Source organism: Pseudomonas sp. RT4P38 (genome assembly GCF_054897765.1).
The window spans coordinates 2,345,930-2,367,704 of the sequence record NZ_CM142703.1 but is presented as its reverse complement, the minus strand read 5'-3'; the positions used below and the strand labels follow the sequence as shown (position 1 = coordinate 2,367,704).

Below are 21,775 nucleotides of genomic sequence, written 5' to 3'. Positions count from 1 at the left end.
CATACATTAGCAGGGTTTGCCGGATTAGCGGCTACTCACATGCTGCTCCAGGAGAATCCGATTGGAGAGAGAGACTAGCTCACCCTCATCGGTCAGCAATGTGGTTTTAACCGTGCCGATCTCTTCGATCTGACCTTCGACCTCGCCAACACGCACTTGCTGCCCAACCTGATACAACTCACGCACATAGATTCCCGCAAGAATCTGACCGGCAATTTCCCGGCTTCCCAACCCCATGGCCAGCGCAACCGCCAGACCAACGGTAATCAATACGATCACAATCACATGGTTGAGCAGGTCAGTCTTGACCTCCAACTGGCTGATTGCGACCGAAATACTGATGATAATTACCAGGCCCTGGGCAATTCGCCCCAGACCCGCAGCGTAATCCAGCCCTACGCCCTCCGCCGCCCCACGCACCAGCCCATTGGCCAGTTGCGCGAGCAATACACCCACCAGCAGCACCAGCGCGGCGCCGAACACTTTCGGCAAATACAGCGCAAGCATGTCAAGCGTAGCCGAAACTCGCTCAAGTCCAAGGGATTCTGCGGCCGAAACCAGAAAAATCAGCAGAACGAACCAATAGACGATCTTGCCGATCAACGTCGAGATCGGCACTTGAAGGCCGGCCCGGGACAGCAATTTAGTCAGACCGGTACCGCCCATCAGGCGATCAAGTCCCAGCTTGGCGAGCAACTTGGACAACAAAGTATCCAAAAGTTTCGCCACGACGAAACCCAACAGCAGCACAACCAGTGCGCCGAACAGGTTCGGGATGAAATTTGCAACCTTGGTCCATAACGCAGTCATTGCAGTGACGAGGCTCTGAGTCCAGAGATCAAGTTCCATATTCAATCAGCCTTATCAGCAGTGCGAACGGTAGGTTTACGGTGGCGGGATACCGGCGAGACGTGGGCCGAGCCGTTGTTGAGGGCAATCATCAGCGCGGGCAGCCAACGGCCCAGCAGACTGAACAGATCACCGGCGCCGACCTGACGGTTGGCGGTTTTCAGTACACGCCCCAGGCACGCATCATCGTCCCGGGTGGACGGTGATGCCTTGAGCATGTCACGCAAAGACTGTTCAAACGGATCGTGCATACGCACCTCTCGTGATGTCTGTGAAAGACGCGGTCAAATTTGCTCGGGTCACATGCCTCACCCTCAGACCCAGCGCAAACGTCGGAATAACCACCACTGCCCCAGCGCCACCGAGACCATCATCAGGCACGCGATCAGGAAGCCATAGGGGCTTGCAGAGAACGGAATCCCGCCGACATTGATGCCCAGAAGTCCCGCCAGAAAACTCATCGGCAAAAAGATCCCGGTGATGATCCCGAAGCGGTACATCGTGCGGTTCATTCGCACGCTCAAACGTCTATCTTCGGCCTCGAGGACCAGCCCCACCCGCTCCCGGGTCAATTCCAGCTCTTCGAGATATCGGGTCAGGCTGTTGTTCAATTCGTTCCAGTAATCACCGTCGCCTTCGACGAACCAAGGCAGTTTTATCCGTGTCAGCTGACCAAAAATATCCCGCTGCGGCGCAAGGAAACGTTTCAGTGCGGCAGCCCTGCGACGGATCTGCAAAACGGCGCCGTGCTCGGGTGTGTACCGTTCGTCGGTATCCAGCTTTTCTTCTTCCTCATCGACCACTTCCGAGAGGCAACTGACCAGATCCTGCAACTTGTTGGTGAGGTATTGCGCCATATAAAGGATGAGTTCTGACGCAGTTTTCGGTCCTTTACCTTCGGCGAGCTGCACCAGCAACTCATCGGTGGCGCGCAACGGACGCAAACGCAGAGAAATAACCCGCTGGGCCGACGCAAAAATCCGCACCGAGACCATGTCTTCCGGCTCGGCACCCGGGTTCAGGTTGACCCCTCGCAAAAATAGCAGCAGTTCGCTGTCCGGAAGCTGTAAAAGACGCGGACGGGTGTTCTCTTCAAGTAAAAGATCACAGCTGAATTCGCTCAGACCGCTGGTTTTTCGCAACCAGGTCTGGGTTTGCGGATGACTGCGATCCCAATGCAGCCACAGGCTTTCATGGGCCTGCAGCTGCAAGTCATCGAGTTCAGTCCGGGCTATCGAACGCGCACTGCCTTTACCGTCCAGCACCAGGGCATGCACCAGCCCCCACTGCGCGTTTTCTTCCTCGAACATCCTCACCCCTTTGTTGGTGTAGCGCTTTATTCAGGCATCTTCAGCGGACTTGGCGAGATGATCACGCCGTTATTGTCCGCATAGAGGTAGTGGCCCGGGTGGAACGTCACACCGGCAAACGTGACCGCAACGTTGAGATCGCCGAGCCCGCGCCGGTCGGATTTCCTCGGGTGGCTGGCCAGGGCCTGAACGCCCAGATCGGTCTGCGCGATGATATCTACGTCGCGGATGCAACCGTAGATCACCAACCCTTCCCAACCGTTTTTCGCGGCTTTCTCGGCCAGCATGTCACCCAGCAACGCATGACGCAGGGAACCGCCACCGTCGACCACCAGCACCTTGCCATTCCCCTCGAGCTCGACCTGCTCCTTGACCCGCGAATTGTCTTCGAAACATTTGATGGTCACGATTTCGCCGCCGAAAGAATCACGGCCGCCGAAATTGCTGAACATCGGTTCCAGCACCTGAACCAGCTCCGGATAGGCGTCGCAAAGGTCAGGCGTGATGTAATGGTTCATCGAGAAACTCCTGTAGAGAGGAAGACAATCGAGGATGTCGCAAAGTGACCAGAAAAGCTCAATGCGTCATATCTTAGCCGCAAGCCGAACGGAGCGAAATGCCCTTGTTAGAGCATCAGGCTCAGACCGCCGCAGCCAGATCCGGTTTTCCACCCAGCAATGGCGTTTGCTGATCTGCCAACCAACGCGCCACCAGCGGCCAGACTTCAGTCTGGGCGGCTTTGCTGACGAGCATCTCCACATGACCGAAATTATCGCCAAAGCCCTGCTCGCGACCCAGGCTGATGAATTGCTTATGCTCGGAACCCACCTGATCGAACAGCTTGCGACAAGCCCAGGTCGGGTCCTGATGGTCACCGGCGGCACTCACGGCCAATACCGGTAACTGAACGTCGGCCAATCCGGCCCACCAATCCTTGTCGGCATCGCCGAAGCGCCCGAACAGGCCATACCAGCGCATGCTTTCCAGGGCCAGGCCAATGGGCTCGTCCTCCGGGCCGCGCTTGAGCCGTGAACCGGACAACTGGGCAAAGCGTTTGAGAATGAAGCGCCCGCTCCACTCCACCGGCGGAATTTTCAACGGCCAATAGGTGCGGCTGACTTGCGTACCGAAAAACGCCGCGGAAGCCACCACCGGCTCGCCGATGTACTCACCACCCAATGCCGCCGCCAGGGTAATCCCGCCCAGCGAGTGACCGATCCAGTGCGGGATCTGGCCGCTCTGCTCGCGCACGAACGCGCCAATGGCCGGCAAATCGTAACGCGCGTAGTCGGCGACACGGTTCTTGCGGTAGTTCTGGTTACGCTGGGACAGGCCGTGGCCACGCATTTCGGGAATCCATACATCGAATCCCAGACGCGTCAGGTAGGCGCCCAGTCCAAGCCCCTTCGGGGAAAACCAGAACCGACGATTGGAAAAGCTGCCGTGAAGCAAAATAACCGGAACGCCACGCGCGTCTGAGCCATCCGCCATGCCCAGGCGCGTCACAGCCAGTTCGACGGTGCCGTCAGGGCTGTTGCCGGGTTTCAGACGATAGACGTCTTCGCTCAGATCGCCGCGCCGCTCGGCGCTGATCAGGGCGACAGGAAATAGGTTGCTGCTGCTTTGCATAATGCTCTTGCACAAAAAAGGGCGGCTTCCAGAGGAGCCCGCCCTACTTGAATCTCTAAAAGGGCCGATCATTGATCGGCCCTTTCACTCACACCATCAAGCCGGAGCCTGACCTTCAGCCAGGAAGAACCAGGTTTCCAGTACGGAATCGGGGTTCAACGAAACGCTTTCGATACCCTGTTCCATCAGCCATTTGGCCAGATCAGGGTGGTCCGAAGGGCCCTGACCGCAAATGCCGATGTACTTGCCAGCCTTGTTGCACGCGGCGATGGCGTTGGCCAGCAGCTTCTTGACCGCCGGATTACGCTCGTCGAACAGGTGAGCGATGATCCCGGAGTCACGGTCCAGACCCAGTGTCAGCTGAGTCAGGTCGTTGGAGCCGATGGAGAAACCGTCGAAGAACTCGAGGAATTCTTCCGCAAGGATCGCGTTGGACGGCAGTTCGCACATCATGATGATGCGCAGGCCGTTTTCGCCGCGCTTCAGACCGTTCTCCGCCAACAGGTCGATGACTTGGCTGGCTTCGCCCAAGGTGCGGACGAATGGCACCATGATCTCGACGTTGGTCAGGCCCATCTCGTTGCGCACGCGCTTGAGGGCACGGCATTCGAGTTCGAAGCAGTCACGGAACGCTTCGCTGATGTAACGCGAGGCGCCGCGGAAGCCCAGCATCGGGTTTTCTTCTTCCGGCTCGTAGAGCTTGCCGCCGATCAGGTTCGCGTACTCGTTGGACTTGAAGTCCGACAGACGCACGATGACCTTTTTCGGCGTGAACGCAGCTGCCAGGGTGCTGATGCCTTCAACCAGCTTCTCAACATAGAAACCGACCGGATCGTCGTAGCCGGCAATGCGCTTGTCGACGCTGTCTTTGATTTCCTGCGGCAGCCCGGCGTAGTTCAGCAGCGCTTTGGGGTGAACACCGATCATGCGATTGATGATGAACTCCAGACGGGCCAGGCCCACACCGGCGTTCGGCAGCTGTGCGAAGTCGAAGGCTCGGTCCGGGTTGCCGACGTTCATCATGATCTTGAATGGCAGATCAGGCATGGCGTCCACGGAGTTTTTCTTGATGTCGAAGCCCAGTTCACCTTCGAAGATGTAACCGGTATCGCCTTCAGCGCAGGAAACGGTCACGCCCTGGCCGTCTTTCAACAGCTGGGTGGCGTTGCCGCAACCGACCACGGCCGGGATGCCCAGCTCCCGAGCGATGATCGCCGCGTGGCAGGTACGACCGCCACGGTTGGTGACGATGGCGCTGGCGCGTTTCATGACCGGTTCCCAGTCCGGGTCGGTCATGTCGGAGACCAGAACGTCGCCTGGCTGGACTTTGTCCATCTCGGACACGTCCTTGATGATCCGCACCTTGCCGGCGCCGATGCGCTGGCCGATGGCGCGACCTTCAACCAGCACGGTGCCGGTTTCTTTCAACAGGTAGCGTTCCATGACGTTGGCCGAGGTGCGGCTCTTCACGGTTTCAGGACGGGCCTGAACGATGTAGAGCTTGCCGTCGTCGCCGTCTTTGGCCCATTCGATGTCCATCGGGCACTTGTAGTGCTTCTCGATGATCATCGCTTGCTTGGCCAGTTCGCTGACTTCGGCGTCGCTCAGGCAGAAACGTGCGCGATCAGCCTTGTCCACGTCGATGGTCTTGACCGATTTACCGGCCGTGGCGACTTCGCCGTAGATCATCTTGATGGCCTTGCTGCCCAGGTTGCGACGCAGGATGGCCGGACGACCGGCTGCCAGCGTGCCTTTGTGGACGTAGAACTCATCGGGGTTCACCGCGCCTTGCACGACGGTTTCACCCAGGCCGTAGGCGCCGGTGATGAACACCACGTCACGGAAGCCCGACTCGGTATCGAGGGTGAACATCACGCCGGCGGTGCCGGTTTCGGAGCGGACCATGCGCTGCACGCCAGCCGACAGGGCCACCAGCTTGTGGTCGAAGCCCTGGTGCACGCGATAGGAAATGGCGCGGTCGTTAAACAGGGAAGCGAACACCTCTTTGGCGGCGCGAATAACGTTTTCGACACCACGGATGTTCAGGAAGGTTTCCTGCTGACCGGCGAAGGAAGCGTCCGGCAGGTCTTCGGCGGTAGCGGAAGAGCGCACGGCCACGGCCATGTCAGGGTTGCCGGCCGACAGCGTAGCGAACGCAGTGCGGATCTCGGCGTTGAGCTTCTCGGGGAATTCGGCTTCCATGATCCATTGGCGGATCTGGGCGCCGGTCTTGGCCAGGGCGTTGACATCATCGACGTCCAGGGCGTCGAGGGCGGCATGGATCTGATCGTTCAGGCCGCTCAGTTCCAGAAAATCACGATAAGCCTGAGCTGTCGTGGCGAAGCCACCGGGCACCGATACACCGGCACCTGCAAGGTTACTGATCATCTCGCCGAGGGATGCGTTCTTGCCCCCCACGTGCTCTACATCATGGACGCCGAGCTTATCGAGGGAAACTACGTACTCTACCAAGGTGATCTCTCCACTAACTGTGTTGGAAAAGCTCAGAAGCCGGCTGCTACAGGGAGCGTTTGCCGGCTGTATGGCCTGGACCTGGAAAATAAGTGAGAATGCGGGCCACTGGCGGCCGGCAAATCGCGCCTACTATATCCAAGATTCGTCACTAGCTTAAGGCCCAAGGTGCAAATGAAACGATCTGCTTTCTTTATTTCCGACGGCACCGGCATCACAGCCGAGACCCTCGGCCAAAGCCTCCTGGCGCAGTTCGAAAACATTACCTTCAGCAAATTCACGCGCCCCTACATCGACAACGTGGATAAAGCGCGGGCCATGGTACAACAAATCAACAAAGCCGCCGAAAACGACGGCTGTCGGCCGATCATCTTCGACACCATTGTCAATCAGGACATCCGTGAGATCCTCGCAACGTCCAATGGTTTCATGATCGACATTTTCTCGACCTTTCTGGCGCCGCTTGAACAGGAACTGACCGAGCATTCTTCCTACACCGTCGGCAAGTCCCATTCGATTGGCAGCAACTCCAATTACATGGAGCGGATCGAGGCGGTGAACTTCGCCCTCGACAACGACGACGGCGCGCGCACGCATTATTACGACAAGGCGGACCTGATCCTAGTGGGCGTGTCGCGTTGTGGTAAGACGCCGACGTGCCTGTACATGGCCATGCAATTCGGCATCCGCGCGGCCAACTATCCGCTGACCGAAGACGACATGGAACGCCTGCAATTGCCAGGCACCCTGCGTGCCCACCAGCACAAACTGTTCGGCCTGACCATCGACCCGGACCGCCTCACCGCGATTCGCAACGAGCGCAAGCCCAACAGCCGCTATTCGAGCTACGCCCAGTGCGAATTCGAAGTGCGCGAGGTGGAGAATCTGTTCCGTCGCGAGAACATTCCGCACATCAATTCCACGCATTTTTCGGTGGAAGAGATTTCGGCGAAGATTCTGGTGGAGAAAGGTGTGGAGCGGCGGTTCAAGTAGTTCTTTAGCGCCTGTCCGGCCGCCTTCGCGGGCAAGCCTCGCTCCAGGATCTATGCGCCCCTGTAGGAGCGAGGCTTGCCCGCGAAGAACGATTACACGGTTTCAGCTAATGCCCCCGCCAACGCCTCAAATCCATCCAGCAACAACCTGTCATCCCCCACCGAATTACAAACACTCGCCCGAACAAACTGCGGCACCGCCCCATGCCCGACCGCAAACATCTCGGCGGTGGCGATCAGATAATTATTCTCCTTGAGTTCGGCTGCAATCTGCGACGCCCGCCAGGGCTCAGGCACTTCAATCCAGTAGTGCGGACTATGGGGATGGGTTTTGTACGCCAAACCCTCCAACAGGCCACTGACCAACGCCTTGCGCCGACCGATCTCGGCAATCTGCTGGCCCAGCAACTGCTCGGCAATCCCGTTTTCTATCCACAGACTCGCCACTTCCAGCGACAGCGGGCTGGCCATCCAGCACGTCCCGCGCACCGCTGCGCTCAAGCGTCCGATCAACGGTTGCGGCGCATGCAGGTAACCGACCCGCAAACCTGCCGATACGGCCTTGCTCAAACTGCCGATCAGCACCGAGCGCTCCGGGGCGAAATGACTGAGCGGTAACGGGCGCTGTTGCGCCAGCACGGCATGGGCTTCGTCTTCGAAGATCAGCAAATTGTGCTGACGACACAGCTCAGCAATCGCCTCGCGTCGTGCGACGGACATCACTGCAGCCGTAGGATTCTGGATCGTCGGCGTGCAATACAGTGCTGAGACACGATGGTTGCGGCAAACCTCCTCCAGGGCATCGGGCATGAGTCCTTCATCATCCATCCCGACGCCGATGAGTTTTATCCCGAGCTGGCGTGCGACGCTGATCAGCCCCGGGTAGGTCAGGTGCTCCGTCACCAACGTATCGCCCGCCTTGAGCAACCCCATCAACGCACACAACAGACCGTGCTGGCCGCCGTTCACGCAAACGATCTGCTCGGCGCTCGGGACAAATTCTTGATGGCTGAGCCATTTCGCGCCCGTCGCACGATAGCGTTGCAAACCGACATCGGCGGTGTAGCCGCTGATGTGTTGCAACGCCTCAGGATCTAGGGACAACGCTTGCAGGCTCTGACTCAAAAACAGCGCTTCCTGCCCCGGAATCGGTTGATTGCGGCTCATGTCGAAAAACGGTTGCGGTTCATCGCTGACATTGCGAAAGCCACTGTCCCGCGGTCGTTCCATCCCGCGCTGACGCACATACGTGCCATCTCCTACGCGAGCGACTACCAAACCCACACGTTCGAGTTCCCCGTAAGCACGGCTGATGGTGCCGATGGTCACTTGGAGGCTGTCGGCCAACAGTCGATGAGGCGGCAATTTGCAGCCGGGCTCGATCAGCCCCTCGGCAATGCCTTTTTCGACAGCCTCAGCAAGGCGTTTGTATTTCACACCCAGACCGTTGACGAGGCCGTCGCGCAGGATTGACACCATGGCAATACTTGTTTTGACAGTCATTACAGTCCCGAATAGCGTGCTTAAAACAGGTTCAATCATGGATAAACCTTTTGCAGATGAAGGTCAATTCCGACAACAACAGGAACTCGATCATGTCCATTGCCGTCAGTACGCCTTCAAGTACCGCAAAACCCTGGCTGGCCGCCCTGGTCACCAGCCTGTTGTTCCTGATCGTCTGCCTGAGCTGGGGCACGACGTGGCTCGGGATCAAGATTGCAGTTGAAAGTGTGCCGCCGCTAACCGCCGCCGGGCTGCGGTTCCTCATCGCCTTTCCGTTGTTCCTCAGCTTTGCCCTGCTGCGCCGCGAACTGCTGCTGTTTCCGAGGGGAAGCCGCGGGTTCTTTGTCTTCGTCACGCTGTCGTACTTCAGCCTGCCGTACTACTTGCTCAACTACGGCGAGATGCACGTTTCGTCTGGTCTGACCGCGCTGCTGTTCAGCTGCATGCCGGTGTTCATCCTGATGTTTTCCGCGCTGTTTCTGCGGGAGAAAATCTACCCCTCACAACTGCTCGGCATCGCCATCGGGTTCGGCTCCCTGTTCATGATTATCCGCAGTCAGGGGCTGCATCTGGATCACGCCGAATTGTTCGGGGTGCTGGCGATTCTCTGTGCCGCCGTGATGCATGCGCTGTGTTACGTGGTGACCAAGAAACACGGCAGCGCGATCAGCGTGATTACCTACAACACCCTGCCGATCGGCATCGCCGGGTTGATGCTGTTTAGCGCGGGATTGGCTGTCGAAGCACCGGTGTTCGATGCCATCACCGCACGGTCGTGGAGCGCCCTGCTCTATCTGGGGCTGGTGGCGTCGGTGGGCGGGTTTATCGTTTACTTCCTGCTGCTCAAGCGACTGAGCCCGATCATTCTGTCGTTTGTGTTCATCATTTTTCCGGTGTTCGCGGTGATCATCGGCGCCTGGTATGAGGGGCAAGCCTTGTCCCAGGAACTGATGATGTACTCGGCGATTTTGCTGACGGGGTTTGCGATCACCAAATTGCCTGTGGAAAAGTGGCTCAAATGACGAACAAGTCGACGAACCGATTCACCGGTGTCGCCTCAAGCGCCGCCTGGTTCTTGCACAACGCAAAGATCTCAGCGCTGCGCTGAGCGTTGAAGCGGGTCGCCAGGTTGGCCTTGAACTTGTCTTCCAGCAACGGAATGCCGTCGCTGCGGCGACGGCGATGGCCGATTGGGTACTCCACCAACACGTTCTCGGTGCTGGAGCCGTCTTTGAAGAACACCTGTATCGCATTGGCAATGGAGCGCTTATCGGCCTCCAGGTATTCACGGGTGTAGCGCGGGTCTTCGACGATGACCATTTTTTCGCGCAGCACGTCGATGATCGGATGCGCCGCGTGGAAGTCGTCCTCGTACTGCTCGGCCACCAGATTACCGAACGCCAGCGGCACGGCAGTCATGTACTGAAGGCAATGGTCACGGTCCGCGGCGTTGGCCAGCGGGCCGACCTTGGAGATGATGCGGATCGCCGATTCGTGGGTGGTGATGACGATTTTGTCGATTTCGTGCAGGCGATTTCTGACTTGCGGGTGCAGGGTCACCGCCGCTTCGCACGCCGTTTGCGCGTGGAATTCGGCCGGAAAGCTGATCTTGAACAGCACGTTTTCCATCACGTAACTGCCGTACGGCCGGGAGAAGCTGAACACACGTTTGTCTTCAGGCTTGAGCGCCAAGTCGTTGTTGGTGTGACTGAACAGCACGTCGTAGAAACCCCATTGCCTGGCAGTCAGCACGCCGGGAATGCCCATCTCACCACGCATCGCAATGTCCGCCAGCCGCACGCCGCGACTGGACGCATCGCCTGCCGCCCAGGATTTACGCGATCCGGCATTCGGCGCATGACGGTAAGTGCGCAGCGCCTGACCGTCGGCAAAAGCGTGGGATAACGCTGACAACAACTGCTCGCGATTGGCGCCCATCAGCTTGGCGGTGACGGCGGTCGAGGCGACTTTCACCAGGATGACGTGATCGAGACCCACGCGATTGAAGGAGTTTTCCAGCGCGATCACGCCCTGGATTTCGTGAGCCATGATCATGGCTTCGAGTACCGCGCGAACGGTCAGCGGCGCCTCGCCATCGGCCAGGCGTTTTTGCGACAGGTGATCGGCCACCGCGAGAATGCCACCGAGATTATCGGACGGATGCCCCCACTCGGCCGCAAGCCAGGTGTCGTTGTAGTCGAGCCAGCGGACGATGCAACCGATGTCCCACGCCGCTTTGACTGGATCGAGACGGTAAGGGGTGCCGGGGACGCGAGCGCCGAACGGGACGACGGTGCCTTCGACGATCGGGCCAAGGTGTTTGGTGCATTCGGGGAAACGCAGGGCCAGTAGGCCACAGCCCAACGTGTCCATCAGGCAGTTGCGGGCGGTGTCGAGGGCTTCGGTGGATTGGATATTGAAGTTGAGGACGTAGTCGGCGATGTCCTGCAGGACCGTGTCGTAGTCGGGGCGGTTGTTCAGGTCGACGTTGGCGCTCATGTTCGATTCACTCCAGTTCAGGATTGTTGAGTGGTGGTGTTCTTCCTCAGGGGCAGGTTTGGTTTTGATTTTTGCAGGTCTGGGGTGCCTGCTTGATTTGTATTTATTCAGGTAGATCCACCCCTCACCCCAGCCCTCTCCCCACGGGGGAGAGGGGGAAAGGGAGCAGATCTTCATGCTGTTCAAAGCCTGAGCTCGACTCTAGCTTTCAGGTCGCAGTAGATCAGAACGAGTCGCCCGGCACACGAACAAACCCTTCCATCAACACCCGCGCACTGCGGCTCATGATGGCTTTGTTCACGGTCCATTCGCCGTTCACCTGGCTGGCTTCAGCACCCACGCGCAAGGTGCCGGACGGATGCCCAAAGCGCACAGCATTGCGTTCGATGCCGCCCGCCGCAAGATTCACCAATGTGCCGGAAATCGCCGCCGCCGTACCGATCGCCACCGCCGCCGTGCCCATCATCGCGTGATGCAACTTGCCCATGGACAACGCGCGCACCAGCAGGTCGACATCATCCGCCGCAATCGCCTTGCCACTGGAGGCAACGTAGTCCGCTGGCTTGGCAACAAAGGCAACCTTCGGCGTGTGCTGACGCTTGGCCGCTTCGTCCAGATCCTTGATCAGGCCCATGCGCAACGCGCCGTAAGCCCGAATGGTTTCGAACATCGCCAACGCTTTCGGATCGCTATTGATCGCGCCTTGCAGCTCAGTGCCGGTGTAGCCGATGTCTTCGGCGTTGACGAAGATGGTCGGAATACCGGCATTGATCATGGTCGCCTTGAAGGTCCCGACACCCGGCACCTCCAGGTCATCCACCAGGTTGCCGGTAGGGAACATCGAACCACCGCCGCCCTCTTCTCCCGCCGCCGGATCCATGAATTCGACCTGCACTTCCGCGGCCGGAAAGGTCACGCCGTCGAGTTCGAAGTCGCCGGTTTCCTGTACCTCACCCTGGGTGATCGGCACGTGGGCGATGATGGTCTTGCCTATGTTGGCCTGCCACACGCGAACCACCGCAACGCCGTTCTGCGGAATGCGGCTGGCATCCACCAGACCGTTGCTGATAGCGAACGAACCCACCGCTGCCGACAGGTTGCCGCAGTTGCCGCTCCAGTCGACGAAGGGCTTGTCGATGGAGACCTGACCGAACAGGTAATCGACGTCGTGATCGGCCTTGATGCTTTTCGACAGGATCACGGTTTTGCTGGTGCTGGAGGTCGCACCGCCCATGCCGTCGATTTGCTTGTCGTACGGGTCGGGGCTGCCGATCACGCGCAGCAACAAGGCATCGCGCGCAGGCCCTGGAATCTGCGCCGCTTCGGGCAGGTCTTTCAGGCTGAAGAACACGCCTTTGCTGGTGCCGCCGCGCATGTAGGTGGCAGGGATTTTGATTTGAGGTACGTGAGCCATGTCATTCCTCTATTGGCCGCCAGGGGATTCGAAATCCCCTGCGGCTCTGCGTTTTAAACGGCGACGGCCGATTCCAGGAAGTCTTGTGCGAAGCGCTGCAATACGCCGCCCGCCTCGTAGATCGACACTTCTTCGGCGGTGTCGAGGCGGCAGGTCACCGGCACTTCGACGCGTTCGCCGTTCTTGCGGTTGATCACCAGCGTCAGCTCGGCACGCGGAGTACGCTCACCGATCACGTCGTAGGTTTCGCTGCCGTCGATGGCCAGCGTGTGGCGGTCGGTGCCCGGTTTGAACTCCAGTGGCAACACGCCCATGCCCACCAGGTTGGTGCGGTGAATTCGCTCGAAGCCTTCGGCCGCAATCGCTTCCACACCCGCCAGACGCACACCTTTGGCCGCCCAGTCGCGGGACGAACCCTGACCGTAGTCGGCACCGGCAATGATGATCAGCGGCTGCTTGCGTTCCATGTAGGTTTCGATGGCTTCCCACATGCGCATGACCTGGCCTTCCGGCTCGACGCGAGCCAGCGAACCCTGTTTGACCTTGCCGTTTTCCTGAACCATTTCGTTGAACAGTTTCGGGTTGGCGAACGTTGCGCGCTGCGCGGTCAAATGATCGCCCCTATGAGTTGCGTAAGAGTTGAAGTCCTCTTCCGGCAGGCCCATTTTCGCCAGGTATTCGCCGGCGGCGCTGTCGAGCATGATCGCGTTCGACGGCGACAGGTGATCGGTGGTGATGTTGTCCGGCAGTACCGCCAGCGGGCGCATGCCCTTGAGCGGACGAGCGCCAGCCAACGCGCCTTCCCAGTACGGCGGACGGCGGATGTAAGTGCTCATCTCGCGCCAGTCGTACAGCGGCGTCACTTTCGGACCGGTGTCTTCGTGGATGGCGAACATCGGGATGTAGACCTGACGGAACTGCTCCGGCTTGACCGATGCCTTGACCACCGCGTCGATTTCTTCGTCGCTCGGCCAGATGTCTTTCAGGCGGATTTCCTTGCCTTCTGCATCCAGGCCCAACACGTCTTTTTCGATGTCGAAACGGATGGTCCCGGCGATAGCGTAAGCCACTACCAACGGCGGCGAAGCGAGGAACGCGTTCTTGGCGTACGGGTGAATCCGGCCGTCAAAGTTGCGGTTGCCGGACAATACCGCCGTGGCGTACAGGTCGCGGTCGATGATCTCTTGCTGGATCACCGGGTCCAGGGCGCCGGACATGCCGTTGCACGTGGTGCAGGCGAAGGCGACGATGCCGAAACCGAGTTGCTCCAGCTCGCTGGTCAGGCCGGCCTCGTCGAGGTACAGCGCGACGGTTTTCGAACCCGGCGCCAGGGACGATTTGACCCACGGTTTGCGGATCAGCCCGAGCTTGTTGGCATTGCGCGCCAGCAGGCCGGCGGCGATGACGTTGCGCGGGTTGCTGGTGTTGGTGCAACTGGTGATGGCGGCGATGATCACCGCACCGTCCGGCATCTGGCCGGGCACTTCGGTCCACTGGCCGGAGATGCCTTGGGCGGCGAGATCCGAGGTGGCGACACGGGCGTGCGGGTTGCTCGGGCCGGCCATGTTGCGCACCACCGACGACAAGTTGAAGGTCAACCCACGCTCGTATTGCGCATTCTTCAAGCTGTCAGCCCACAGACCTGTGGTCTTGGCATATTGCTCCACAAGCTGCACCTGCTCGTCTTCGCGACCGGTGAGTTTCAGGTAGTCGATGGTCTGCTGGTCGATGTAGAACATCGCCGCCGTGGCGCCGTATTCCGGGGCCATGTTGGAAATGGTCGCGCGGTCGCCGAGGGTCAACGCGGAGGCGCCTTCGCCGAAGAACTCCAGCCACGCACCGACCACTTTTTGCTGACGCAGGAACTCGGTCAGCGCCAGCACCATGTCGGTGGCGGTGATACCCGGCTGCAGCTTGCCAGTCAGCTCGACGCCGACGCTTTCCGGCAGACGCATCCACGACGCGCGGCCGAGCATCACGCTTTCCGCTTCCAGTCCGCCGACACCGATGGCGATCACGCCCAGTGCATCGACGTGCGGGGTGTGGCTGTCGGTGCCGACGCAGGTGTCGGGGAACGCCACGCCGTCGCGCACCTGGATCACCGGAGACATTTTCTCCAGGTTGATCTGGTGCATGATCCCGTTGCCCGGCGGAATCACATCAACGTTCTTGAAGGCCTTCTTGGTCCAGTTGATGAAGTGGAAACGGTCTTCGTTGCGACGGTCTTCGATGGCGCGGTTCTTCTCGAACGCCTCAGGATCAAAGCCACCGCGCTCGACGGCTAGGGAGTGGTCGACGATCAATTGCGTCGGCACCACCGGGTTCACTTGCGCCGGATCGCCACCTTGCAGAGCGATAGCGTCACGCAGGCCGGCGAGGTCGACCAGCGCGGTCTGGCCGAGAATGTCGTGGCACACCACGCGGGCCGGGAACCATGGAAAGTCGAGGTCGCGTTTGCGCTCGATAAACTGCTTCAGGGATTCGGTGAGCGTGGCCGGGTCACAGCGACGCACCAGGTTTTCCGCCAGCACGCGGGAGGTGTACGGCAGAGTGTCGTAGGCGCCGGGCTGAATGGCTTCGACCGCCGCGCGGACGTCGAAGTAATCCAGATGGCTGCCGGGCAGCGGTTTGCGGAATTCAGTGTTCATCGTCAGGACTCGGTCACGGTGGTTTCAAAAGGTGGGGCCTGGCACAGGACTTGAACTGAACACAATCCACTGTGGGAGCGAGCTTGCTCGCGATAGCGGTCGGTCAGCCGACATCAATGTCGGATGTGACTCAGTCATCGCGAGCAAGCTCGCTCCCACAGGGATCTGCGTTGAATTCAGATCCCTGTGCAGGCTTTTCACCATTCAGCGTTGTTCGATTGGCACGAACTTGCGCTGTTCGACGCCGACGTACTCGGCGCTCGGGCGGATGATGCGGTTGTTGGCACGTTGTTCGAACACATGCGCCGCCCAGCCGGTCAGGCGCGAGCAGACGAAAATCGGTGTGAACAACTTGGTCGGAATGCCCATGAAGTGGTACGTCGACGCATGGTAGAAGTCGGCGTTCGGGAACAGTTTCTTCTGTTCCCACATGGTCTTGTCGATGGCTTCGGAGACTGGGAACAACACCGTGTCGCCCACTTCGTCAGCGAGTTTTTTCGACCAGCCCTTGATCACCTCGTTGCGCGGATCGTTGTCCTTATAGATCGCGTGGCCGAAGCCCATGATCTTGTCCTTGCGCTCGAGCATGCCGAGGGTGCCTTTGATCGCCTCTTCCGGCGAGCTGAAGCGCTCGATCATTTCCATCGCCGCTTCGTTGGCGCCGCCGTGCAGCGGACCACGCAGCGAGCCAATGGCGGCCGTGACGCACGAATACATATCCGACAGGGTCGAGGCGCACACCCGTGCGGTGAAGGTCGAGGCGTTGAACTCGTGTTCCGCGTAGAGGATCAGCGAAACGTTCATCACTTTGACGTGCAACTCGCTCGGCTTCTTGTCATGCAGCAGGTGCAGGAAGTGGCCGCCGATGGATTGCTCGTCGCTCACGCAGCTGATGCGTTTGCCGTCGTGGCTGAAGCGATACCAGTAGCACATGATCGCCGGGAACGCGGCCAGCAGGCGGTCGGTAATGTCGTGTTGTTCGGAGAAGTCTTTCTCCGGCTCGATGTTGCCCAGGAACGAGCAACCCGTGCGCATCACGTCCATCGGATGGGCGTCGGCGGGAATGCGTTCCAGCACTTCTTTCAGCGCTTGCGGCAGGTCACGCAGCTTGCTCAGTTTGCTGATGTAAGCGGCGAGTTGTGTTTTGCTCGGCAGTTCGCCGTAAAGCAGCAGGTACGCCACTTCTTCGAATTGTGCGTCAGCCGCCAGTTCGCGAACGTCGTAGCCACGATAGGTCAGGCCTGCGCCCGACTGGCCCACGGTGGACAGTGCGGTTTGCCCGGCAACCTGGCCACGGAGCCCGGCGCCACTGAGTACTTTTGCTTCGGCCATTGCTGTCTCCAGTTTTTGAATTTGTTAGGGAAACTTGTAGGAGCAAAGCTTGCTCCGGGCGGCGATCCGACGAAGACGGACTGCCATTCAACATTAATGTCGTCTGATACACCGCTTTCGCGAGCAAGCTTCGCTCCTACAGGGGCTTTCATTACTTCTTCGCGGCGAACAACGCATCGAGCTTCTGCTCGAAGGTGTGGTAGTCGATGCGATCGTAAAGCTCCATGCGCGTTTGCATGGTGTCGATGACGTTCTGTTGCGTGCCGTCGCGGCGGATCGCGGTGTAGACGTTTTCCGCCGCCTTGTTCATCGCGCGGAACGCGGACAATGGGTATAGCACCAGGGAAACATCGGCGGCGGCGAGCTGCTCGGTGGTGTACAGCGGCGTCGCGCCGAATTCGGTGATGTTGGCCAGGATTGGCGCTTTCACGCGACTGGCGAACAGCTTGTACATGTCCAGTTCGGTGATGGCTTCCGGGAAGATCATGTCGGCGCCAGCCTCGATGCACGCCGCGGCGCGATCCAGTGCAGATTCCAGACCTTCCACCGCGAGGGCGTCGGTGCGGGCCATGATCACGAAGCTGTCATCGGTGCGCGCATCGACGGCTGCCTTGATGCGGTCGACCATTTCCTGCAGGGACACAATCTCTTTATTAGGACGGTGACCGCAGCGCTTGGCGCCGACCTGGTCTTCGATGTGAATCGCCGCCGCGCCGAACTTGATCATCGACTTGACGGTACGCGCGACGTTGAACGCCGAGGAACCGAAGCCGGTGTCCACGTCCACCAACAGCGGCAGGTCGCAGACGTCAGTGATGCGGCGCACGTCGGTCAGCACGTCGTCCAGGCCAGTGATGCCCAGGTCCGGCACGCCGAGGGAGCCAGCGGCCACCCCGCCACCGGACAGATAAATAGCCTTGAAACCGGCGCGCTTGGCCAGCAGTGCGTGGTTGGCGTTGATCGCGCCGACCACTTGCAGCGGATGTTCGCTGGCGACCGCATCGCGGAAACGCTGGCCTGGAGTGCTCTTGTTCAAACTCATGACTCACCTCGTTCAGTGGCTGTCGGGTTAGCGCCGCCCTGGTAGTGACGGGCAATATTGCGTTTGGAGGCGCCGATGTGACGGCGCATCAACAACTCAGCCAGTTCACCGTCACGGTCGGCAATGGCATCGAGAATTCGGTGGTGCTCGGCAAAGGCCTGACGCGGGCGATTGGGCGTGGTGGAAAACTGGATGCGGTACATACGCACCAGTTGATAAAGCTCGCCGCAGAGCATCTGCGTCAGGGTGCGGTTGCCGCTGCCCTGGATAATTCGGTAGTGGAAGTCGAAATCGCCTTCCTGCTGGTAGTAGCCGACACCGGCCTGAAACGCCGCATCACGCTCATGGGTTTCGAGGACCCGGCGCAGTTCGTCGATTTCTTCGAGGGTCATGCGCTCGGCCGCCAGACGGCAGGCCATGCCTTCGAGGGATTCGCGGATCTCGTAGAGTTCCAGCAGCTCGGCGTGGCTCAGCGACACCACCCGCGCCCCGACGTGCGGCACGCGAACCAGCAGGCGCTGGCCTTCCAGACGGTGGATCGCCTCGCGCAACGGCCCGCGGCTGATGCCATAGGTGCGCGCCAGCTCCGGCTCGGAGATCTTGCTGCCCGGGGCGATCTCGCCCTTGACGATGGCCGCCTGAATGCGTCGGAAGACGTTCTCGGAAAGTGTTTCCGATTCGTCTTGGGCAATGACCGGGGGATCGAGTTGATCCAGCATATTGTCGACACCTTGAAAGCTGATGCCGCAAAAACTAGCGAATACAGACCTTTTAGTCAAAGGATAAATAGGTATTGTCGACAATCGTCTAATAACCGACAGCACCATAACGACGCAGCGCCTCTGTTTATCGCCGCCTCCCGGCGCTGGCGCCATAAAACCACCGTGCTAGAATGCCGGCCGCATTTGTTTGTGACATCTGCACTGCCTGTCATAAATAGTTGATAGGCATACGAGGGAGCTTGCGCAGCGATGCCAGGGCCTTGAATAGAAGTACGGACCGCTGCGCACCAGGATTTATGAGACTCAAGCCCTTCCCCACCTTCCTTTATCTTCTTTGCCTGCCAGGTGTTGCCGCGGCGGGGGAAAAGACCGTGTACGGCCTTAACGAGTACGCCTCCCTGGGGGGCATCGACCTGGAAGTCGCCGCCAAACTCGACACCGGGGCGAAAACCGCGTCGCTGAGTGCCCGCGACATCAAACGCTTCGAACGCAATGGCGAGTCCTGGGTGCGTTTCTATCTGGCGATCGACGCGGCGCACTCGCATCCCATCGAACGGCCACTGGCCCGGGTCAGCAAGATCAAGCGCCGGGCCGGCGACTTCGACCCGGAAGAAGGCAAGAAGTACACCGCCCGTCCGGTCATCGAGCTGGATATCTGCATGGGCTCGGCTTTGCGCAGTATCGAAGTGAACCTGACCGACCGCAGCGCCTTCCAATACCCGCTCCTGATCGGCTCCGAAGCACTGAAACGCTTCGACGCGCTGGTCGACCCCAGTCTTAAATACGCTGCTGGCAAACCCGCCTGCGCCACCGACGCTCATACCGCAGAGTAATTCCAATGCGCTCTCTTACCCTCCATCTGAAATTCCTGATCGCCATCCTGGTGGTGCTGGGTATTTCAGTCACGGCCTATCAGATCTTCGTACTCGGCATCCCCGTGACCGAAGACGCCACCGACGACTTATGGAACATCGACGCCAAAGTCGAGTTCGTCGCCAGCGCCAAGGACCCGGTCAAGATCCAGATGTTCGTGCCGCCGCTGAGCCGCGATTACGTCAGCCTCAACGAGAGTTTCATTTCCAATAACTACGGCGTGGCCGTGAACCGCGTCGACGGCAACCGCAAGGTCACCTGGTCGGCGCGCCGAGCCAAGGGCAATCAGACGCTTTATTACCGCTTGGTGCTGACCAAGCGTTACACCGGCGAAAAATCCAAGATCAAAGGCCCGACCTTCCGCGACAGCATTGCGGTTGAAGGCGCGGAAAAAGTCGCCGCCGAAGCCTTGCTCGCGCCGATTCGCCAACACTCGGCCGACGTCGAAACCTTCATCGGCGAAGCCATCAAGCGTGTCAACAATCTCAACGACGACAACGTGAAGCTGCTGCTGGGTGGCGATCCGTCCGCTGGGCACAAGGCCAAAATCGTCGAGCTGGTACTGTCCATCGCCCACGTGCCGGTGGAAAAGGTCCACACCATTCGTCTGGTGGCCGACCAGCCGCAAACGCCGGAACTCTGGCTGCGCAGTTTCAACGGCACCGACTGGCTGTACTTCAACCCGGAAACCGGTGAACAGGGCCTGCCGACCGACCGCCTGCTGTGGTGGACCGGTGACGAAAACCTGATCACCGTCGATGGCGGCAAGAAAGCCAACGTGACCTTCAGCCTGAACAACAGCGAAATGAACGCGATTCGTCTGGCCAAGCTGACCGACGAAAACACCGACGCCAACTTTCTCGAATACTCGCTGTACGGTTTGCCGCTGCAAACCCAGCAGACGTTCATGATCATGGTGATGATCCCGATCGGCGTGCTGGTGATTTTGATCCTGCGCAACCTGATCGGCATTCAAACCCTCGGCACCTTTACTCCCGTGCTGATCGCCCTGGCGTTCCGGGAAACCCAGCTCGGCTTCGGTATCGTGCTGTTTACCATCATCACGGCGTTGGGCCTGTCGCTGCGGTCCTACCTTGAACACTTGAAGCTGCAAATGCTGCCGAGGCTGTCGGTGGTGCTGACCTTCGTGGTGGTGCTGATCGCGGCGATCAGCCTGCTCAGCCATAAACTCGGCCTGGAACGCGGGTTGTCGGTGGCGTTGTTCCCGATGGTGATTCTGACCATGACCATCGAACGCCTGTCGATTACCTGGGAAGAACGCGGTTCCGGCCATGCCATGAAAGTGGCGATCGGTACGCTGTTCGCCGCGTCGCTGGCGCACCTGATCATGAGCGTTCCGGAGCTGGTTTACTTCGTGTTCACCTTCCCGGCGATCCTGCTGATCCTGGTCGGTTTCATGCTGGCGATGGGTCGCTATCGCGGCTACCGCCTGACCGAACTGGTGCGCTTCAAGGCTTTCCTGAAGAAGGCTGACGCCTGATGTTCGGCTTCTGGAAGACCTGGAAGGCCCTGGAAGCCCGGGGCATCATGGGGATCAATCGGCGTAACGCGGATTACGTGCTCAAGTACAACAAGCGCAGCCTGTACCCGATCGTCGATGACAAGATCATCACCAAGGAGCGCGCCATCGCCGCCGGCATTCATGTACCGGAACTGTATGGCGTGATCTCCACCGAGAAAGAAATCGACAACCTCAACGAGATCATCGGCGGGCGCAACGACTTCGTGATAAAGCCGGCCCAAGGCGCCGGCGGTGACGGCATCATTGTGATTGCCGACCGTTTTGAGGGCCGCTATCGCACGGTGTCCGGCAAGATCATCAGTCATGAGGAAATCGAGCACCATATCTCCAGCATCCTCACCGGCCTCTACTCCTTGGGCGGTCACCGGGATCGGGCGCTGATCGAGTACCGCGTGACCCCGGACCAGATCTTCAAGAGCATCAGCTATGAAGGCGTGCCAGACATTCGGATCATCGTGCTGATGGGCTATCCGGTGATGGCCATGCTGCGGCTGCCCACCCGCCAGTCCGGCGGCAAGGCCAACCTGCACCAGGGCGCCATCGGCGTCGGTGTCGACCTCGCCACCGGTCTGACATTGCGCGGCACGTGGCTGAACAACATCATCACCAAACACCCGGACACCACCAACGCGGTGGATGGCGTGCAACTGCCCTACTGGGACGGTTTCATGAAACTCGCCGCCGGCTGCTATGAGCTGTGCGGGCTGGGTTACATCGGTGTCGACATGGTGCTGGACCAGGAGAAAGGGCCGCTGATTCTTGAGCTCAATGCCCGGCCTGGGCTGAACATTCAGATTGCTAACGATTGCGGGCTGACGTTGCGTACCCATGCGGTTGAAGCACGGCTGGAAGCGTTGAAGGCTCGCGGGATTGTTGAAACGGTTCAGGAACGGGTTGAGTTTGTTCAGGAGATGTTTGGGCATATTCCTGCGGTTGAGGGCTGATCC

18 protein-coding genes are annotated in these 21,775 nt (G+C 59.6%); 5 read left to right on the top strand and 13 right to left on the bottom strand.

Annotated elements, in window-relative coordinates; genetic code table 11:
* Positions 1-24: 24 nt before the first annotated feature.
* From ACYZT7_RS11065 to ppsA, 6 genes are all read right to left on the bottom strand, one after another.
* A complete protein-coding gene (locus tag ACYZT7_RS11065; RefSeq protein WP_008027407.1) occupies positions 25-849 on the bottom strand; it encodes a mechanosensitive ion channel family protein in 825 nt (274 codons plus the stop codon).
* A 2-nt stretch (positions 850-851) separates the two neighbouring features.
* Positions 852-1,100 carry a hypothetical protein gene (locus tag ACYZT7_RS11060; RefSeq protein WP_045060997.1) on the bottom strand — a complete coding sequence of 83 codons (249 nt, stop codon included), beginning with the start codon at positions 1,098-1,100 and terminating at the stop codon, positions 852-854.
* A gap of 63 nt (positions 1,101-1,163) precedes the next feature.
* Entirely contained in the window at positions 1,164-2,159 is a 996-nt protein-coding gene (locus ACYZT7_RS11055; protein ID WP_462041047.1) for a zinc transporter ZntB, read from the bottom strand.
* Positions 2,160-2,185: 26 nt separating this feature from the next.
* Entirely contained in the window at positions 2,186-2,677 is a 492-nt protein-coding gene (gene rraA, locus ACYZT7_RS11050) for a ribonuclease E activity regulator RraA (protein WP_462041046.1), read from the bottom strand.
* A 121-nt stretch (positions 2,678-2,798) separates the two neighbouring features.
* Positions 2,799-3,788, bottom strand: coding sequence for an alpha/beta fold hydrolase (locus tag ACYZT7_RS11045; protein WP_462041045.1), 990 nt, complete (start codon positions 3,786-3,788; stop codon positions 2,799-2,801).
* A 96-nt stretch (positions 3,789-3,884) separates the two neighbouring features.
* Positions 3,885-6,260, bottom strand: a complete 2,376-nt coding sequence (gene ppsA, locus ACYZT7_RS11040; RefSeq protein WP_462041044.1) for a phosphoenolpyruvate synthase — start codon at positions 6,258-6,260, stop codon at positions 3,885-3,887.
* 174 nt (positions 6,261-6,434) lie between these two features.
* Here ppsA and ppsR point away from each other — a divergent pair, with 174 nt between their 5' ends.
* A complete protein-coding gene (ppsR, locus tag ACYZT7_RS11035; RefSeq protein ID WP_462041043.1) occupies positions 6,435-7,253 on the top strand; it encodes a posphoenolpyruvate synthetase regulatory kinase/phosphorylase PpsR in 819 nt (272 codons plus the stop codon).
* 92 nt (positions 7,254-7,345) lie between these two features.
* Here the strand turns inward: ppsR and ACYZT7_RS11030 are convergent, their stop codons facing one another.
* The gene (locus ACYZT7_RS11030) at positions 7,346-8,755 is read right to left on the bottom strand and encodes an aminotransferase-like domain-containing protein (protein WP_462041042.1); all 1,410 of its coding nucleotides are present in this window, start codon (positions 8,753-8,755) and stop codon (positions 7,346-7,348) included.
* A 137-nt stretch (positions 8,756-8,892) separates the two neighbouring features.
* Between ACYZT7_RS11030 and ACYZT7_RS11025 the strand changes: the two genes are divergently transcribed.
* Positions 8,893-9,777, top strand: coding sequence for a DMT family transporter (locus tag ACYZT7_RS11025; protein WP_462041771.1), 885 nt, complete (start codon positions 8,893-8,895; stop codon positions 9,775-9,777).
* Here ACYZT7_RS11025 and prpD read toward each other — a convergent pair.
* The 6 genes from prpD to ACYZT7_RS10995 form a co-directional block, all read right to left on the bottom strand.
* Entirely contained in the window at positions 9,770-11,254 is a 1,485-nt protein-coding gene (gene prpD, locus ACYZT7_RS11020) for a 2-methylcitrate dehydratase (RefSeq protein ID WP_462041041.1), read from the bottom strand. The genes ACYZT7_RS11025 and prpD overlap by 8 nt on opposite strands.
* 223 nt (positions 11,255-11,477) lie before the next feature.
* Positions 11,478-12,668 carry a 2-methylaconitate cis-trans isomerase PrpF gene (gene prpF, locus ACYZT7_RS11015; RefSeq protein WP_462041040.1) on the bottom strand — a complete coding sequence of 397 codons (1,191 nt, stop codon included), beginning with the start codon at positions 12,666-12,668 and terminating at the stop codon, positions 11,478-11,480.
* A gap of 53 nt (positions 12,669-12,721) precedes the next feature.
* Positions 12,722-15,316 (bottom strand): Fe/S-dependent 2-methylisocitrate dehydratase AcnD, encoded by a 2,595-nt coding sequence (gene acnD / locus ACYZT7_RS11010; protein ID WP_462041039.1) that lies wholly within the window; start codon positions 15,314-15,316, stop codon positions 12,722-12,724.
* 204 nt (positions 15,317-15,520) lie between these two features.
* A complete protein-coding gene (gene prpC / locus ACYZT7_RS11005; protein WP_462041038.1) occupies positions 15,521-16,648 on the bottom strand; it encodes a bifunctional 2-methylcitrate synthase/citrate synthase in 1,128 nt (375 codons plus the stop codon).
* 151 nt (positions 16,649-16,799) lie between these two features.
* Complete coding sequence (prpB, locus tag ACYZT7_RS11000) at positions 16,800-17,690, bottom strand: methylisocitrate lyase (protein WP_149420202.1); 891 nt, start codon at positions 17,688-17,690, stop codon at positions 16,800-16,802.
* Positions 17,687-18,406, bottom strand: coding sequence for a GntR family transcriptional regulator (locus tag ACYZT7_RS10995; protein ID WP_282378749.1), 720 nt, complete (start codon positions 18,404-18,406; stop codon positions 17,687-17,689). The genes prpB and ACYZT7_RS10995 overlap by 4 nt, the downstream gene beginning before the upstream one ends.
* A gap of 302 nt (positions 18,407-18,708) precedes the next feature.
* Between ACYZT7_RS10995 and rloA the strand changes: the two genes are divergently transcribed.
* Genes rloA through ACYZT7_RS10980 form a run of 3 tightly spaced genes read left to right on the top strand, consistent with a single transcriptional unit; the run spans position 18,709 to position 21,772 of the window.
* Positions 18,709-19,245 (top strand): retropepsin-like aspartic peptidase RloA, encoded by a 537-nt coding sequence (rloA, locus tag ACYZT7_RS10990; RefSeq protein WP_462041037.1) that lies wholly within the window; start codon positions 18,709-18,711, stop codon positions 19,243-19,245.
* Between the two features lie 5 nt (positions 19,246-19,250).
* Positions 19,251-20,786: an osmotic stress tolerance membrane protein RloB gene (gene rloB, locus ACYZT7_RS10985; RefSeq protein ID WP_449644339.1), complete on the top strand. Its 1,536-nt coding sequence runs from the start codon at positions 19,251-19,253 to the stop codon at positions 20,784-20,786.
* Positions 20,786-21,772, top strand: a complete 987-nt coding sequence (locus tag ACYZT7_RS10980; protein ID WP_462041036.1) for an alpha-L-glutamate ligase-like protein — start codon at positions 20,786-20,788, stop codon at positions 21,770-21,772. Before rloB ends, ACYZT7_RS10980 begins: the two co-directional genes overlap by 1 nt.
* Positions 21,773-21,775 lie beyond the last annotated feature (3 nt).